Source organism: Glutamicibacter sp. BW78, from assembly GCF_002332245.1.
Lineage (GTDB): Bacteria > Actinomycetota > Actinomycetes > Actinomycetales > Micrococcaceae > Arthrobacter_H > Arthrobacter_H rhombi_A.
Map to the genome: position 1 here is coordinate 97839 of NZ_NRGU01000042.1, position 15612 is coordinate 113450.

A 15612-nucleotide genomic window follows, 5' to 3' on the forward strand; every position below is an offset into this window, starting at 1 on the left:
GCTCCAGCTACCGGACGGTACTGGACGAGAGCCCGCGGAACCGTTTCTCACTCATCACGTTTTTGACATGAAAACCGCGTCAACAGCGCGGTTCGGGCGCAGAGAAAACTCTAAAGCAACTCCTTGACTTGTGACGACACTCACTTAGGCTATGGCGTGGGGCGCACGGGGTTAATAGCCCCGATGATGCCCCTAAGCCGCCCAATCGGTTACAAGGAGCATCATGAATCACTCGCATCGGCCACGGCTGGCCCGTTCCGTCGTGGCTGCGGTCTCGGGTATAGCCCTGGCTGCCACCATGTCGGTTCCGGCCAACGCCGCACCGAAAGACATTAATTCAACCCCCGGAAGCCAAGCACAGGCCTTCGGGGGTTCTTCATTGGATCAACAGGACATCAAGACACTGCAGGACCTGAAGGTTTCGGGCCCGATGGTGAGCAAGAAGGGCGAGGTCACCGCCTACGTCCAGTTCAGTGGCGAAGGCGCCTTCGCGGCGACCCAGCCCTCGAACGTCGCCCGCAGCAAGTCGACCCCGGTCAAGAACAAGACCAAGGTCAAGCAGATCCGCAAGAACATCGAATCACAGGGTGCTTCTGCGGCGAAGGCCTCCAAATCCAAGGTCGTCTACACCACGACGAACGCCCTTCCCGGTGTCGCCTTGCGCGGCGACGCGGACGCCCTGCGCGCCCTGTCCAAACGTTCCGACGTCGTCAAGATCACTGCCGTCGTCCCGAAGTCCCCCACCAATAAGGGCTCGGTCGTTGACACCAAGGCACTCAACGCGTGGTCCGGTCTGGACCAGACCGGCGACGGGGTCACGATTGCCGTACTCGACACCGGTGTCGACTACACGCATGCTGACTTCGGTGGACCCGGCACGGTGGAGGCGTATAAGAAGGCGCAGGCCTCCGATGACCTGCCCAGCGCCGGCTCGGGCCTGATCGATCCGGATAAGTTCATCGGCGGTTGGGATCTGGTCGGCGACGACTACAACGCAGATCCTTCCTCCCCGACCTATCAGCCCGTCCCGAAACCGGACGCCAACCCGCTGGACTGCCAGGCCGCAGGCCATGGCACCCACGTCTCCGGCAGCGCCGCCGGTTACGGTGTGGGCGCCGACGGCAAGACATTCGACGGCGACTATTCCAAGCTCGACGCCAAGTCCGTCTCCTCCATGAAGATCGGCCCCGGCTCGGCACCGGAGGCCCAGCTCGTGGGCATCCGCGTCTTCGGCTGCGGAGGTTCCTCCTCCGTGGTGGGCCAGGCCTTGGACTACGTCCTGGACCCCAACGGCGACGGCGATTTCAGCGACCGCGCGCAGATCGTGAACATGTCACTCGGCTCGGATCATTCCCCCGTGGATGATCCGGAGAACGACATCGTTGATGCGCTGGCCGAATTGGGAATCCTTTCGGTCGTTGCTTCAGGCAACGCCGGTGACGTGACCGACGTCGGCGGCTCGCCGGGCAACGCCCGATCCTCGCTGACCGTGGCCAACACCGTGGGCTCGAAGATCACGCTCGACGGTGCCAAGGTCCTGGCTCCCGAGGATGTGGCCGGCACCGCTGCCGGACAGTACTCGGCCAGCTTCGACTACACCGACGCCTCCAAGGAGCAGCTCACCGGCGAGGTCGTCATGGCCGACTCCTCGAATAAGTTCGGTTGCGACGCCTTCCCGGCCGACACCGACTTCGACGGCAAGTGGGTGTGGATCCAGTGGGAGGAAAATGGTGACTTCCCCTGTGGTTCGGCAGCCCGCTTCAACAACGTTGAGGCCGCCGGCGGCGCAGGCGTCGTCCTTGATTCACCGCGGAGCGTGTTCGACGCCGGAATTGCCGGCAATGCCACGATTCCGGGAATCCAGCTAAATAAGGACTACTCCGAGAAGCTTCGTCCGGCTGCCGAAGCCGGCACCCTGAAGCTCGAGCTCGATCAGGACCTCATCGGGACCGCCTCCGGCGAATCCGGTGCACTGGACACCCTGAACTCCAGCTCGTCACGCGGCGTCCACGGTTCCAACGGCGTCGTGAAACCCGACGTCGCAGCACCGGGCACGCTCATCGGCTCGGCAGGCGTGGGTACCGGCAACGGTCCGGCCGTGATGACCGGAACCTCGATGTCCACCCCGCTGACCGCGGGCATCGCCGCCCTGGTGGCCGGTTCAGGGAACTACAGCGCCTACCAGGTCAAGTCGAAGGTGATGAACACGGCAACTGCCGATGTCACCGCCGATAACGGCGAGACCTTCGGCCCGAACCGCGTCGGCTCCGGCCGCGTGATCGCCGATGCGGCCATCAAGACCCCCGCCTACGCGTTCGCCACGGATGCACCGGACCTGACGACGCTCTCATTCGGCGTCGTGGAGATGGGCAAGAAAAAGATCAAGAAGACCAGCTCGATCACCGTACAGAACACCTCCAAGTGGACGCAGCATTACCGCTTGGACTACCTGCCCTCGACCACGATCCCCGGTGCTTCGTACTCACTGAGCACCGATAAGGTCAGCATCCAGCCGGGCAAGTCCAAGAAGGTCAAGGTCACCCTGACCATCAACCCACAGAAGTTCGCCAAGACCATGGATCCGACGATGGAGAAGCAGCAGCTGGGCCTGAACCGCCAGTACCTCGCCGACGCCACCGGTCGCATCGAGCTCACGGCCAAGGGCCAGCCGGCACTGCGGGTACCCGTTCAGGCAGCCCCCAAGGCTGCCAGCAACATGTCGGTGAAGGGCAAGAACATCAAGACCAAGAAGGGCAAGGTCACCGCACCGGTGAAGCTCAAGGGCCAGGGCCTGCTCACCGGCAACGGTGACGAGCGTGTCCTGTCACTGGTCTCGGCGTTCGAACTGGGCGCTACCAGCAAGAAGCTGCCCAAGTCCGCCGACGAGATTCCGGGGGCTCGCGCCATGGATCTGCAGTACGTCGGGGCCGCTTCAGATGCCCCGTCCAACGGCATCTCCGACGGTCTGCTGAACTTCGGTATCAGCACCTACGGGAACTGGGCCCACCTGGCTGGCGGCACGGAGATCAACGTGGAAATCGACACCGACGGAGATGGCAAACCCGACTTCGTCACGTTCAACACCAATGTCGATGGGCTCGACCTCGATCTGGCAGCAACGCAGGACCTGAAGACCGGTGAGCAGGTCGACCTGTGGCCGACCAACGGCCTGACCGGTGAGACGGACTCCAACACGTTCGACACCAGTGCGGTGAGCCTGCCGGTTTCACTGGATGCGCTGGGAGTGACCGAGGATTCCTCGGGTCAGGTCCAGTACCGGGTCAGCACATGGAGCCAGTACAACGCCGATGAGTCCGGGGCCCAGGTCCCGGTCGATACCACCGATTGGATCGCGTACAACACTGTCGACCCGGATCTGTGGTTCGAAGGTGCCGGAACCGGGACGGCTTTTGCCGACCTGCCGGGCCAGAAGCTCACGGCACACGTCCAGGACTACTCCAACGCCTTCCCCCAGAAGAGGATGATGGCGAAGAAGAAGGACAACCAAGAGCAGGGCTTGTTCCTGCACCTGCATAACAAGACGGGCAAAAAGGCCCAGGTCGTGACCTTCACCAAGAAGTAGCGACTCTCGCGAAGAAGGGCCGGCGGATTTCGATCCGCCGGCCCTTCTTTCATGGGTTCCTGCTTATTGCACTGTGTCCATCTGCCCGGCGTTGCCGCCGGATGCCGGCCTCTCAGCGGCCGGGGCGCCAACCGAAAGCGGGATCACGGCGTTCCAGGAACGCTGCCACGCCTTCGTCGATATCGGGTCCCGCAGCCATTTGGGTCCAGGCCGCTTCCCAGGCACCGGCCAATTCCGCGGGATCCGTTGCCGGGTCCGCAGCCTGGTCGATCAGGGCCTTGGTGGTGTGCATCGAATACCGTGAGCGTGCCGTGAGCTCCGAGAACAGCTCCCGGACCGAATCCTCGAATCCCTCCGCAGGCACGACTTCGGCGACGAGCCCCATGTCCCGGGCCCGCTGGGCCCCAAAGGTGCGCGCGCTCATCAGCACATATTTCGCCGTGGCCGGGCCCAGCAGCCGCACCAGCCGGTCAATGCCGGCCCGCGGGTAGATGATGCCCAGTTTGGCCGGGGTGATCCCGAAGGAGGCATCGGTGGAAGCGAGGATGAAGTCACAGGCGGAAGCCAACTGCCATCCCCCACCCATGCAGTGCCCCTGCACGACGGCGATGGTCGGCTTCGCGACCCGGGCCAGGGCCTGGTCGGCAGCGGTGAGATGGTCGGTGCTCCCGTCGTCGTCCAGGATGACGTCGCGCAGTTCCCCGATGAATACCCCTGCGCTGAAGGTTCCTCCAGCCCCGCGCACGGCGACCACATCCACGTCGGTACGGGCGTCCAAGTCGGCTGCGGCGGCGGCGATGCCCCGGCACATGCTTCTGGTCAGGGCGTTGCGCTTGGCGGGGTTGGACACCATGATCGTGCCGACCCCGGCGTCGATGCTGACGGTGATGCCGGCGCCGGACGGCGTTGAGCTGCCCTCGGGGGTGTTCATGACCTGGTGCTGGCCGGACGGAGTTTCACGTTGATCTGCTTGGTCTGGGTGAAGCCCTCGAGCATGCCTTCCAAGGAGACTTCGCGCCCCATGCCCGACTGCTTATAGCCGCCATAGGTCTGTCCGACCACCTGGCCTCCACCTTGGTTCACTTGGACCCACCCCGCCTGGAGTGAATGTGCGGTGTCCAAGGCGCGATCCAAATCGTGGCTGAAGACGTAGGCGGCCAACCCGAAGTGGGTGTCGTTGGCCATCTCGATGACTTCTTCGCGGGTGTCGAAGGGGATGGCCATGAGTACTGGCCCAAAAATCTCCTCACGGGCCAGCCGGAAGTCGTTGCGTCCACCGCCGAAGACGGTGGGGACATGGTAGAAACCACGGGTCAGTCCCCCCTCAGAGGGTGCACTGCCGCCCAGAAGCGTCTGGAGCCCGTTGAGCGAGCGTCCCTCGTCGAGGTACTCGGTGATGCCGGCATGCTGCTTGGCGTTGATGACCGCGCCCATGTCGCTGGCCTCGTCGAGCGGGTCACCGACCTGCATGGCCCCCAGGCGGGGCACCAGCTGCGACAGCACGTCGTCGTACACGTCGCGGTGGATGAACAGGCGTGAACCTGCGGTACAGCTCTGGCCCTGGCGGGCGAAGCGCGAAGCGAGCAGCAGCTGGTCGATCAGCTGGTCGTCCACGGCGTCGGGAAAGACGATGGAGGGGTTCTTTCCGCCGAGTTCCATGGACATATGAGCCAACCGCTCCCCTGCCTGGGCTGCGACCCCGCGGCCGACTTCGGTCGATCCGGTGAAGGAGACCTTATCCACCCCCGGGTGCTTGGCCAACGCGTCGCCGATGACCGACCCGCGGCCGGTCAGGGCGTTGAGGACGCCTGCGGGGAGGTGCCGGTTGCAGACCTCTGCCAGTTTCAGGATGGTCAGCGGGGCGTCATCGGCTGCCTTGAGGATCACCGTGTTCCCTGCCGCCAATGCTGCGGGGATCTTGAAACCGGCAATCATCAGCGGCGAGTTCCACGGCAGGATCGCTGCCACGACGCCCAGCGGTTCCCGCCGGGTGTATTGCAGCTGGTCATCCCCGGCCGGCAGGGTCGTGCCCTTGGATTCGCCGGCGACACCGGAGAAATAGCGGAACAAGGCAACCAGTGTGGCAACCTCGGGACGGGCCTGAGTACGGATGGCATTGCCGGTATCCAGGGCGGTGAGCCGGGCGAATTCTTCGGCTTCTGCCTCGATGTCGTCGGCGATCAGGGCCAAGGGGCGGGCCCGCCGGGTGAAGTGTTGGGCGGCCCATCCCCCGAAGGCCTGGCGCGCGACGCCGACCACCCGTTCGACGTCTTCCACGGTGGAGGCGGGGACCCGGGCGATCACCGAATCGCGCAGTGCCGGGTTGGTGACATCACGCCACTCTCCCGAGAGCGAATCCACCCGTTCACCGCCAATCCACTGCGGCCAGTCCAGGATGTCTGCGCCCGAGGAACCGGAGGTCGCCACGGAGGTCCCTGCCGCCTCGTTCGTTGCCGCGCGGGCGGCCAGCTGACGGTCGACGTCGGCGGAGCCGGTGGGGGTGTTCGTGTTGGTGTTCTGGCTCATGCTGCGCCTCCGATGGTCGATGTACGGTTGTCGCCGGCACTGCCCTGATGGGTGCCGTCGACGAGCTGGACGATGGCCGAACAGTCCAAGCCCTGCTTCCCATCCTGCATCAGAGTCGCGAACATTGCCGAGACTTGTTCGGCCAACACCAGCGGAGTGTTGGTCTGGCGGGCTGCCGAGAGGGCCAGGTTGATGTCTTTATGGGCCAGTTCGGTGGTGAAAGTGGGGGCGAAATCATTATTGGATGCTGCCGTGGGAACGACGCCGGGCAGCGGGTACCAGGTCCGCAGGGCCCAGCTGTCCCCGGAGGAGACACTGGCAATATCCCAGAAGACCTTCCGGTCCAGCCCGAGCCGATCGGCCAGCACGGCTCCCTCCGAGGTCGAAGCCAGATTGATGAACAACATGAGGTTATTGCAAATCTTGGCTGCCTGTCCGGTGGTCGGCCCACCAGTGGGGATCACGTTCCCGGCCATCGGCTCCAGGTAGATTCCAGCGTCCTGTACGGCATCGTTGCTCCCGCCCACCATGAAGGTCAGCGTGCCGGCTTCGGCTCCGGAAATGCCACCGGAAACGGGGGCATCGACAAAGCGGTTCCCGTGGGCTGCTGCCGCTTCGTGCAGGGCCTGCGCCGATTCGATGTCAATCGTGGAGGAGTCCACCAGCAGCACATCGGTGGCGACGCTTTCCAGGATGCCCCCCTCGCCGAGGTACACTGCCCGGGCATGATCGCCCTTGGGAAGCATCGTGAATACGACATCTGCACCGTCGATCGCCTCGGTAATGCCGGCCGTAGTGACCACGCCGTTTTCCGCGGCAGAAGCCATCGCCCCCTCGTCGAGATCGAAGCCGCGCACCTCATGGCCTGCCTTGATGAGGTTGGCCGTCATGGGCCCGCCCATATGTCCGAGCCCGATCCATCCAATAGTCGCCATGGCCAATCTGCCTTTCACCGCTGAGTCAGAGGGGGTCCCCACCGTCTATGACCAGCATCACATGATGCTAAGGTGCACTCAAGCACGAAAAAGGCATAAGTGTTGTGCAGGAATGCACATCAAGAACGGATATGAGCGCCATGAACAGGTCCCCGAGTCCCGACGATCTGCTCATCCTGCTGACGGTGGCGCGGCTGGGTCGCTTCACCGCGGTGGCCGAAGCGCTGGACACCACACACACCACGGTCTCCCGCCGCATCGCCGCATTGGACCGGCAGCTCGGTGGCCGGACCCTCGATCGAACCTCCACGGGCTGGGAACTGACCGATCTGGGCCACCACGCGCTCCGGGCCGCAGAAGCGATCGAGTCGAGCCTGACGGCACTCAAATCGGCAGTCAGCCGACGCGGGGAGGCAGTATCCGGCGTCGTCCGCGTCCACGTCTCGGACGCCTTCGGCGCCTACATCGCCGCACCGGCGATCGTGCGACTCCAGCACGAGCACCCGGGATTGAAGGTCGAGCTGCTCAGCGCCACGCGCCGGGCCAGCCGCAACCGTTCGGGCGTCGATTTGGAAGTGGTCGCCGGACGGGTGGAGGATTCACGCGCCGAGGTCATGGTCCTCGCTCAATATTTCCTACGCCTGTTCGCCAGCTCCGGATACCTGCAGGAAGCCGGAAAACCTTCGACCTTGGGGGACTTGGACGGCCACCGTTTCGTCTCCTACGTTGACTCGGAACTGCAGGTCGCCGAACTGGACTACCGCTCTTCCGGCCTGCCCGTGCCTGCGGCCGCTTTCCAGGCCACCAGCATCTTCGCTCAGCTGCAGGCCGTCCGCGCCGGTGCTGGCATCGGCATGGTGCCCTCCTATGTGGTTCATCAGGATCCGGGATTCGTTCCGGTCCTGGCCGATACTTTCGAACGCCGCATCACCTACTCGGCGGTGGCCCGCTCGGAGTCACTACGCTCGCCGGGCGTGCAGGCTGTGGTCGGGGCGTTCATGGCCGAGGCGCGGGACCGGCGCGAGGCGCTCTGGTCCTGACACGGGAATCGCCCCACCCCTCACGGGGGTGGGGCCATTCCACCGGATGCCTTTCCTGCACCGACGGTTAGCGGGTGCCAGCCTCCTTTTTGGCGGCGGTGGCCTGCAGGGCCGCCGTACCGTCGGCATCGGCCTGATCGATATCCTGCAGCGATACGCCGCGGGTTTCCTTCAGCAACAGCACCGATACGGCGGTGATGGCACAGGCGATGAGCAGGTAGATCGCCACCGGCACGGAGGAGGAATACTTCTCCACCAACGCGACGGCGATGATCGGGGCCAATGATCCGGCGATGATCGACGTGACCTGATAGCCCAGAGAAACCCCTGAGTAACGCATGCGGGTCGGGAACATCTCGGCCATGATCGCCGGCTGTCCGGCATACATCAGCGCATGGAAGCACAGGCCGATGGTCACCGAGGCCAGGATGATCCAGTCGTTGCCGGTGTCCATCATCGGGAAGGCGAAGAAACCCCAGGTGGCGCCGGTGATGGCACCGAGCAGGTAGGTCGGCTTGCGCCCGATCGCATCGGAGAGCCGCCCTACCTGTGGGACAACGAAGAAGTGCACGACGTGTGCCAGCAACAGCATTGAGAGGATATGTGAGGTCTCAATATCGACGATGACCTTCAGGTAGGTGATGGAGAACGTCACCACGAGGTAGTAGAGGATGTTCTCGGCGAAACGCAGGCCCATGGCGGTGAAGACACCGCGGGGGTAGCGCTTGAAGACCTCGAGCACGCCGTAGCCGACGTTCTTGTTCTGTTCGATCTTCTTTTGTTCCTCGAGGAAGATCGGCGCATCGGAGATCTTGGTCCGGATGTAGTACCCGATCAGGACGATGACCGCCGAGAGCCAGAAGGCCACGCGCCAACCCCAGCCGAGGAAGGCCTCCTCACTCAACACGAAGGAGAGGAACAGCAGGACGCCGGTGGCCAGCAGGTTGCCCAGCGGAACTGCCGCCTGGGGCCAGCTGGCCCAGAATCCGCGTCGGTCATCCGGGCTGTGTTCGGCAACGAGCAGGACGGCACCGCCCCATTCGCCGCCCACCGCGAAGCCCTGGATGAAACGCAATACCACCAGCAGGATCGGGGCGCCGTAGCCGATGACGTCGAAGCCGGGCAGGCAACCCATGAGGAAGGTCGCGACACCGACCAGAATGATCGAGAACTGCAGTAGCTTCTTGCGGCCGAACTTGTCTCCGAAGTGGCCGAAGACGATGCCGCCGATGGGCCGGGCGACGAAGCCAACGGCGTACGTCAGGAACGCTTTCATGATGCCGTCGAGGTCTGAGTTCGAGTTCGGGAAGATCAGGTGGCCGAACACCAGGGTGGAGGCCGCGGCGTAGAGGAAGAATTCGTACCATTCCACGACGGTGCCTGCCATCGAGGCGACGACCACCTTCTTCAGGCCGGATCCCAGCTGTTGTTGCCCGGCTGGCTGTGGTGCCGCCATGTTATTACTCCTCAAATCGACGCAATGTTCGAGAATGCACGACAGGGCACGCACGTGATGCGCGCCACTTTCGAGCGTGTCTGAGTATTAAAGGGTAGGGCCGCAGGAGCAACGAATATTCTCGTTCAGCGGCTCTGCATTCCTGCACGTCGGCGGCAGGCCATGAAACGGCCTGCCGTCGCGAGGGGCCGGATGACACCCCCAAAGATACTGCTAGTCATCAGAGTCCTTGGAGTTCGTGATGACGTCTCCGCTGCGGGCATCGATCTGTACCTCATGCTTGGCGCCGTCACCGTCGATCAGATCGCCTTCCCAGACGGTCGTCCCATGCTCGTCATCGAGACCGAGTTCGGCGATGCGGGCCTCGGGAACGGCATCACGGAATTTTGCTGCCGCTTCCTTGAAGTCCACCGTGGCGGCATCGACGCGTTTCTGGTGCTTCTTCTTGTCCTGGGCGTCATCGCTTTCCTCGGTGGGCGAGCCGATCACACTGCCGTCCTCGGCGGAGATGCTGACTTCGTGCTCGGTGCCATCGGAGGTCACGACCTGCACTTCCCATTGCGTCTCGTTGTTCTCGGTTTCAAGGGAGATCACTGTGCTGTCCGGCACCTCCTTGAGTGCGGCATCGCCAGCGTCCTCCAGCGAAACGCTCTGGCTGTCGGATCCACTACTCGAAGCTTCCGCCCCAGCGCCCGAATCCGAGGATTGAGTCATGGCCGGCTGACTGGAGGAAGTGGCTTCTTGGCTTGAGGCATTGGGGCTCTCAGAATCGGAGCCAGTACCTGAACAACCAGCCAACGCGAGCATCGTCACCGCCGAGACCGCGACGAGCTGCCGGGGTCCGCGCCATCGCGCCACGGCAAGCGGTGATGTTGTTTGCGAGGTTTCACGATTCTTGGACATTTTGCCCTCCACTACTCACGGTGCTTGAACGAGCCACCGTACGCTGCCTCCCCGACAAACTTCCAGCTATTTCACTGCTGGCTGGATATACCAGCTTGTCCCTAGACCGGAAGCTCCCCGGCCCCCTTGAGGCTTTTCATCACGATCGTCGACGTCAGCTTCTCCACCCCGGCCAGGCCCACCAGGACGTCATCGTAGAACTGTTGGTAGCTGGGGAGGTCCGTGGCCATGACCTTGAGCAGGAAGTCCGGTTCGCCGAACAGTCGAGAGCCCTCGACGATTTCCGGGATCGAGGCGACCTCGTCCTCGAAGGCATACATGTTCTGCCGATCCTTGAGTGTCACGAACACCAGTGCCTGGAACCCCAGGCCGATCCGGGGTGCGTCGAGGATCGCCCGATAGCCGGAAATTGCTCCGGCTGCTTCGAGATCGCGAAGCCGTCGATGACACGGCGCAACAGTCAGACCCACCTCTGCGGCCAGTGCTGTGACGGTCATGCGTCCATCGTCTTGGAGCAGACGCAAAATATTTCTATCAATGTCGTCAATCACGCAAGAACCGTATCGTACGACGCGCATATTCCTTGAAAATCAGTAAGCACTTTTGGGTTCGAGTTTCCTAAGCTTTCTTCAAGATCGCCACCACCACCGAGGAGCCCGTCATGGACCCCCAGCTGATCCTTGGATTCGCAGCCATATCCGTCGCCTTGGCCCTGACGCCGGGCGCCGACTGGGCGTATGCGATTTCTTCGGGGCTCAGCGGCCGAAGGATCGCTCCCGCCGTAGGGGGTTTGCTCAGCGGCTTCGTGCTCCACACCCTGCTCATCGTCGCGGGGCTGGCGGCATTGGTGATTGCCATGCCCCAGCTCCTGGCCACGCTGACTCTCATCGGCGCCGCCTACTTGATCTGGCTCGGCTTCACCACGACCCGGTCATGGCGCGATGCCGGATACGCCAGCGCTGCTGAGGGCGCCCAGTCCCCGCCCGGGAACGGCAGCAGCTTCCTACGGGGCCTCGGCACCAGCGGGACCAACCCCAAGGCACTGTTGCTCTACCTGGCCCTGATCCCCCAGTTCATCGACTTGAATGCCGGTCTTCCGGCGCCGGTCCAGACCGGCATCCTGGGGATCTCCCACGTGTTGGTATCCGCCGTCGTCTACACCGGGGTCGCGCTCGGGGCGAGGCGGCTTCTGGCCAGCCGGCCCGCAGCCGCCCGCATCGTCACCCTGGCCAGCGGTGTGATCATGCTAGGTCTAGGTGCCCTGCTGCTCGGCGAACAAGTACTCACCCTCACGGCAGAGTAGTCACGGCCCGGTTGCCGTGCCCCGAGGAACCTAGCTCCTGGCACGTCTGCTGAGACGCCAGCCATGACAACTCACTACCGGCCCATTGACTCTAGGGAACTGCCCTAGAGCGATGAGAACGCCCCCGGCACTCGTCCTCGTTTGCCCATCTTCGTTGGGGTCACGCTGCTGCCGTGTCGTGACGATCAGCTGTTTCGCGCAGCTTGTCCGCATAGTCGTAGATCTCGTCCAGCGACGTGATCGGATGGCGCGTTTCGACCTTATTGTCGTCGAAGACGCCGAGATACTTCTGCGACCTGTTGAAGTGGAGCCTCGCTATGGTCCGGCGGTTGTTGTCATCCAGGAGAACCGCGAAATAGGATTTCGCGTCTCGGTACACGACACGATGTGGCTTGACGTTGCTGCAAACGATGGCCCTGACGATTTGGAATCCCTCGAGTTCTTCAAAGGTCGTCTCGATGCCGTCATGGGCCAGGTCCTCTGCAACAACTTCTTCGCTGGTGACCGACGCCGCCAGTTCTTGTTCCGAAGCGCCACCGCCATTGGAGGTGTCTCTGAGCGCCGCCTTGAGTCGGTCGTTGACTTGGTCGCTCAGGAACTGTCGGGAAGCCTTGTTCACGAGCCCGGTGAACTGTTCCCGAACTCTCGCAGTGAATGCACCGTCGTAAACCTGCCCGGTCAGAAGTTTGATCCAACTTTCATCTGGCTCCTGAAACTGACGGGCTATGACGCGTTTAAGCTGTCCGATGTACTTCAATTCCTCGGCCGAGCTAATGATCGAGTCCACATCGAAAACGTCTCGGGACAGTTTGCTCAGTTCCGGAACGAGCGTTTCGTCGATGTCATTCAAATCAAGGATGAGGAAGGGTTTCGAGTCCATGCGGTTCGGTGCGTCCAAATCCGTCTAGAAATGGTAAACCTCACCATTCGTCAAGATCGCGATCCGTGCTGATGTAGCAGCGAAATACCGGAACAGCTGCGACGCGTTTTCTGCCGTCAGCCCACCGGACGACCGCTTGCATTCAACAAGGATCTGGACTTCACCATCATGGACAATGGCGTAATCAATCTTTTCGCCCTTCTTGATCCCCACATCGGCGGTGAATTCCGGGATGACCTCCAATGGGTTGAAGACGTCGTACCCCAACACTGTCGAGATGAAAGGCATGATGAAAGTGTTTATCCGTCTGTTCAGCTTAGCCAGCATCACAGACGAATAGCTGCCGGAGTGCCGGCTGAATCAGGGACAGGGCTTCCAGGTCCTGCCACCGGGGGCATAGCAACGAGGTCCGGTATACCCCGGATAGGGGTTGCTGGTCTTCTTCGGCACCGTCTTGGTTGTGGGGCGAGGGGCCGGCGCTCTCCGGGTTTGCCGGTTCGCCGCCTCCCGGTCTGCTTTCTCTTGGGCCGCCTTGACTTGGGCAGCTTGCCGGGCCAGGCGCTGCTGTTCGGCGATCCGGGCCTTCTCCCGGCGTGCCGCTTCGGCGACCGCTGCCTGGCTCGCTGCGGCAGCCTTCTGTGCAGCTGCCGCCGCGGCCTTGGCCTCTGCCTTCTTCCGCGCTTTTGCCTGGGCCCGCACGGTCGCTTCGTGTTCCTGAGTGGCTAGAGCCTTTTGGCGCTTCTTCAAGACAGTTTGGTGTTTCTTAGCGGACGTCTTGGCTTGGGAAAGCCGCGGAGCCAGCTTCCCGGCCACCAGGGAACCCACGACGGATCGGACTGCATGACCAGAGTCGTCGGCCCGATTCAGCAGCACATCGGCAGCTGTTCCGGCAGCAAGGGCCGTCGTCGCCCCGGTGAGAAGCCCCGCCGCTTCGGCAGCAGTTTCGGCAGTCGCCGCCGGAACCGCCCCGAGCTGCTCGATAGCCGATTCAACCTGGCTGGGGACGGTGCAATCCACCGCTGCACTGAACAGTCCGGTTTCCCCCTCAAGCGCTTCCTCCTGGGCCGCAAGGACTGCGGCATGGAAGCGGTGGTTGGGTTCGAACAGCACGGCAACTCCGAGTCCTTCTCGGGCGATATCCGCATTGATCAGTTCATCATCGATGTAGACCCCTGCCAAGGTGCGATCGTAGCGGTCGGTACGTTCGACGTCGTACTCCAGGTGGACACCGGTCCCGGCGGGAAGTCGCTGGCGGAGGTAGTCGCTGGCTTCGGGGCCCAAGCACTGCACGGGAGTGTTCGGTTTCTTCGTCTCGGGGGTGTCCACATTCAGCAGGCGGATGGTCTCCTGGCTTCCGTCGACCGAGGCCACGAAGGTATCTCCGTCGATCACCCTGACGACGGTGGCATCAGCCCCGGAATGGGACGGAGAATTCATGGCCTCCGGGCCGTCGGAGGTGCATCCCGATAATGCGACGGCCACCACCAGCCCCACGGCAACCAGCGACTGCTTCCACCCCGACGATAAAGCCACCGAATTACGGACCATCATTGGGCTCCCCCAGGCTTGCCTGCACGCTTCGAATACTTGAAAGTACCACCTGGCCCGAAGGATTACGGCTTTTTGTTCTTGCCGCCCCCGTCATGGTCCCGGCCGTGCCTCTCTTCCTTCTTCTCCTTCTTCTTGGCTTCTTCCTTCTTTTTCTGCTCGGCCTGCTTTTTTTCCTCGGCCGCCTTGCTCTTCTTTTCCTCAGCCTTCTTCTGGGCTGCCTTGCTCTTTTCGGCGGCCTTGCTCTTCTCAGCAGCCTTGCTCTTCTCGGCGTCGGCTCTGGCCTTTTGCGCTGCCTTGGCACGTTCCTGGGCGGCGCGGGCTTCTGCTGCCCGTTCGGCGGCGGCACGCTCGGCGGCTTCGCGCTCTGCGGCGAGCTTGGCTTCTTCCTTCTTCTTCTTCTCTTCGGCCTTCTTCTTGGCCACCAGCTTGGTGTGGACGCCTTCGACCTCGCCCAAACGCTTCTTCGCCGCGCTGACGGTCCCGGAGATTTCCTTCTCCCACCGGGCCTTCTCGGAGGCATAGACCACTGCCTGCGCGGTACCTTCTGTGACCTTCATACCCGTCAGCGAGTCCTTGGCCGACTGGCCGTCCTTGACTACTGATTTCAGGTCATCGATCATGTCCTCGGCCGACTCCACACTGCTGGGCGGGGCCTTGGAAACGGACTTCATCCGCTCCATGGCCGGTTCGACCGTCGCGGCAATGGTGCACTTATTGGAACCGTCGAACAATCCCTTGCCGTTCTCTTGGGCCGCATCCTGGGCCTCCAGAACACGGTCGTAGTAGGGGTTGTTGGGGCTTTGCTTCTCGGCAACGGCGAAACCGGCCTTCGCGACGTCCGCATTGACGAAGTTTCCGGCGGAGAACGCGGCAGCCTTATTATTTCTGCGCTTGGGGGGCATATCGTCGTCGTATTCGAGGCGGACCTTCTTGCCCTCCGGCAGCATGGTCTTCAGATTTTCGGTCGCCTGATCCCCGAGGCATTCGGCATCGTCACCACCGACCGGAGACAGAACGTTGAGCAGGTCGACGGTTTTTTCCTTGCCATCGACCTCGGCGATGAAGGTATCACCGTCGACCACACGCACGACCACACCGCCGAATTCCGGGACGTGGTTGTCCTTGAAGTTGATGCGGCAGCCGGCCAGGGACGTCGTGACGACGAAGATTCCAACGACGACGGCCGCTACCCTCTGCAAGGGGCGGTTGTTCAAGAGCGATGGTTCCACCATGCGCTGGCCTCCAGTGGGTTGCGGGTGGTGTGGCCACGGAGCGTGGACTACCGAATGTAGTGCCACCTACCGGGTTAGGCCAAGGCCACCCAACAAGTACGACGGCGACCCCGGTTGGGGGCGCCCGGATCCATTGTCCGAGGTGCGCCATGAGCGCTGCTGGTTGCGGAGAGGCGGGATGGTTCCCGTTTCCGCGCATCCCG

The 15612-nt window shown here is 62.9% G+C and carries 11 protein-coding genes and 1 pseudogene; 3 read left to right on the forward strand and 9 right to left on the reverse strand.

Going from position 1 to position 15612, the window contains the following annotated elements:
- The first annotated feature begins 223 nt into the window (after window positions 1-223).
- On the forward strand, window positions 224-3583 hold the full coding sequence (locus tag CIK75_RS15475; RefSeq protein WP_086993841.1) for a S8 family serine peptidase: 3360 nt from the start codon (window positions 224-226) through the stop codon (window positions 3581-3583).
- Window positions 3584-3695: 112 nt separating this feature from the next.
- On the opposite strand, the gene CIK75_RS15480 is transcribed toward CIK75_RS15475, so the two are convergent.
- From CIK75_RS15480 to mmsB, 3 genes are read right to left on the reverse strand one after another with little or no spacing between them, the layout of a single operon-like run.
- Window positions 3696-4514, reverse strand: a complete 819-nt coding sequence (locus tag CIK75_RS15480; protein ID WP_086993844.1) for an enoyl-CoA hydratase/isomerase family protein — start codon at window positions 4512-4514, stop codon at window positions 3696-3698.
- Window positions 4511-6109, reverse strand: a complete 1599-nt coding sequence (locus tag CIK75_RS15485; protein WP_086993847.1) for an aldehyde dehydrogenase family protein — start codon at window positions 6107-6109, stop codon at window positions 4511-4513. The genes CIK75_RS15480 and CIK75_RS15485 overlap by 4 nt, the downstream gene beginning before the upstream one ends.
- Entirely contained in the window at window positions 6106-7044 is a 939-nt protein-coding gene (mmsB, locus tag CIK75_RS15490; RefSeq protein WP_086993850.1) for a 3-hydroxyisobutyrate dehydrogenase, read from the reverse strand. Before mmsB ends, CIK75_RS15485 begins: the two co-directional genes overlap by 4 nt.
- Window positions 7045-7175: 131 nt before the next feature.
- Here mmsB and CIK75_RS15495 point away from each other — a divergent pair, with 131 nt between their 5' ends.
- Window positions 7176-8084 carry a LysR family transcriptional regulator gene (locus CIK75_RS15495; RefSeq protein ID WP_342744330.1) on the forward strand — a complete coding sequence of 303 codons (909 nt, stop codon included), beginning with the start codon at window positions 7176-7178 and terminating at the stop codon, window positions 8082-8084.
- Between the two features lie 67 nt (window positions 8085-8151).
- Here the strand turns inward: CIK75_RS15495 and CIK75_RS15500 are convergent, their stop codons facing one another.
- The 3 genes from CIK75_RS15500 to CIK75_RS15510 form a co-directional block, all read right to left on the reverse strand.
- Complete coding sequence (locus CIK75_RS15500; RefSeq protein WP_086993853.1) at window positions 8152-9540, reverse strand: MFS transporter; 1389 nt, start codon at window positions 9538-9540, stop codon at window positions 8152-8154.
- Between the two features lie 213 nt (window positions 9541-9753).
- A complete protein-coding gene (locus CIK75_RS15505; protein WP_158225982.1) occupies window positions 9754-10254 on the reverse strand; it encodes a PepSY domain-containing protein in 501 nt (166 codons plus the stop codon).
- A gap of 290 nt (window positions 10255-10544) precedes the next feature.
- On the reverse strand, window positions 10545-10994 hold the full coding sequence (locus tag CIK75_RS15510; protein ID WP_198962463.1) for an Lrp/AsnC family transcriptional regulator: 450 nt from the start codon (window positions 10992-10994) through the stop codon (window positions 10545-10547).
- Window positions 10995-11104: 110 nt separating this feature from the next.
- On the opposite strand from CIK75_RS15510, the gene CIK75_RS15515 reads away from it, so the two are divergent.
- Entirely contained in the window at window positions 11105-11746 is a 642-nt protein-coding gene (locus CIK75_RS15515) for a LysE family translocator (protein ID WP_086993861.1), read from the forward strand.
- Between the two features lie 160 nt (window positions 11747-11906).
- Here CIK75_RS15515 and CIK75_RS15520 read toward each other — a convergent pair.
- The 3 genes and pseudogenes from CIK75_RS15520 to CIK75_RS15530 form a co-directional block, all read right to left on the reverse strand.
- Window positions 11907-12953: pseudogene (locus CIK75_RS15520) on the reverse strand (type I restriction endonuclease).
- Window positions 12954-12986: 33 nt separating this feature from the next.
- Window positions 12987-14177, reverse strand: coding sequence for a thermonuclease family protein (locus CIK75_RS15525; RefSeq protein WP_086993864.1), 1191 nt, complete (start codon window positions 14175-14177; stop codon window positions 12987-12989).
- 62 nt (window positions 14178-14239) lie between these two features.
- A complete protein-coding gene (locus CIK75_RS15530) occupies window positions 14240-15409 on the reverse strand; it encodes a hypothetical protein (RefSeq protein ID WP_086993867.1) in 1170 nt (389 codons plus the stop codon).
- Between the last annotated feature and the right edge of the window lie 203 nt (window positions 15410-15612).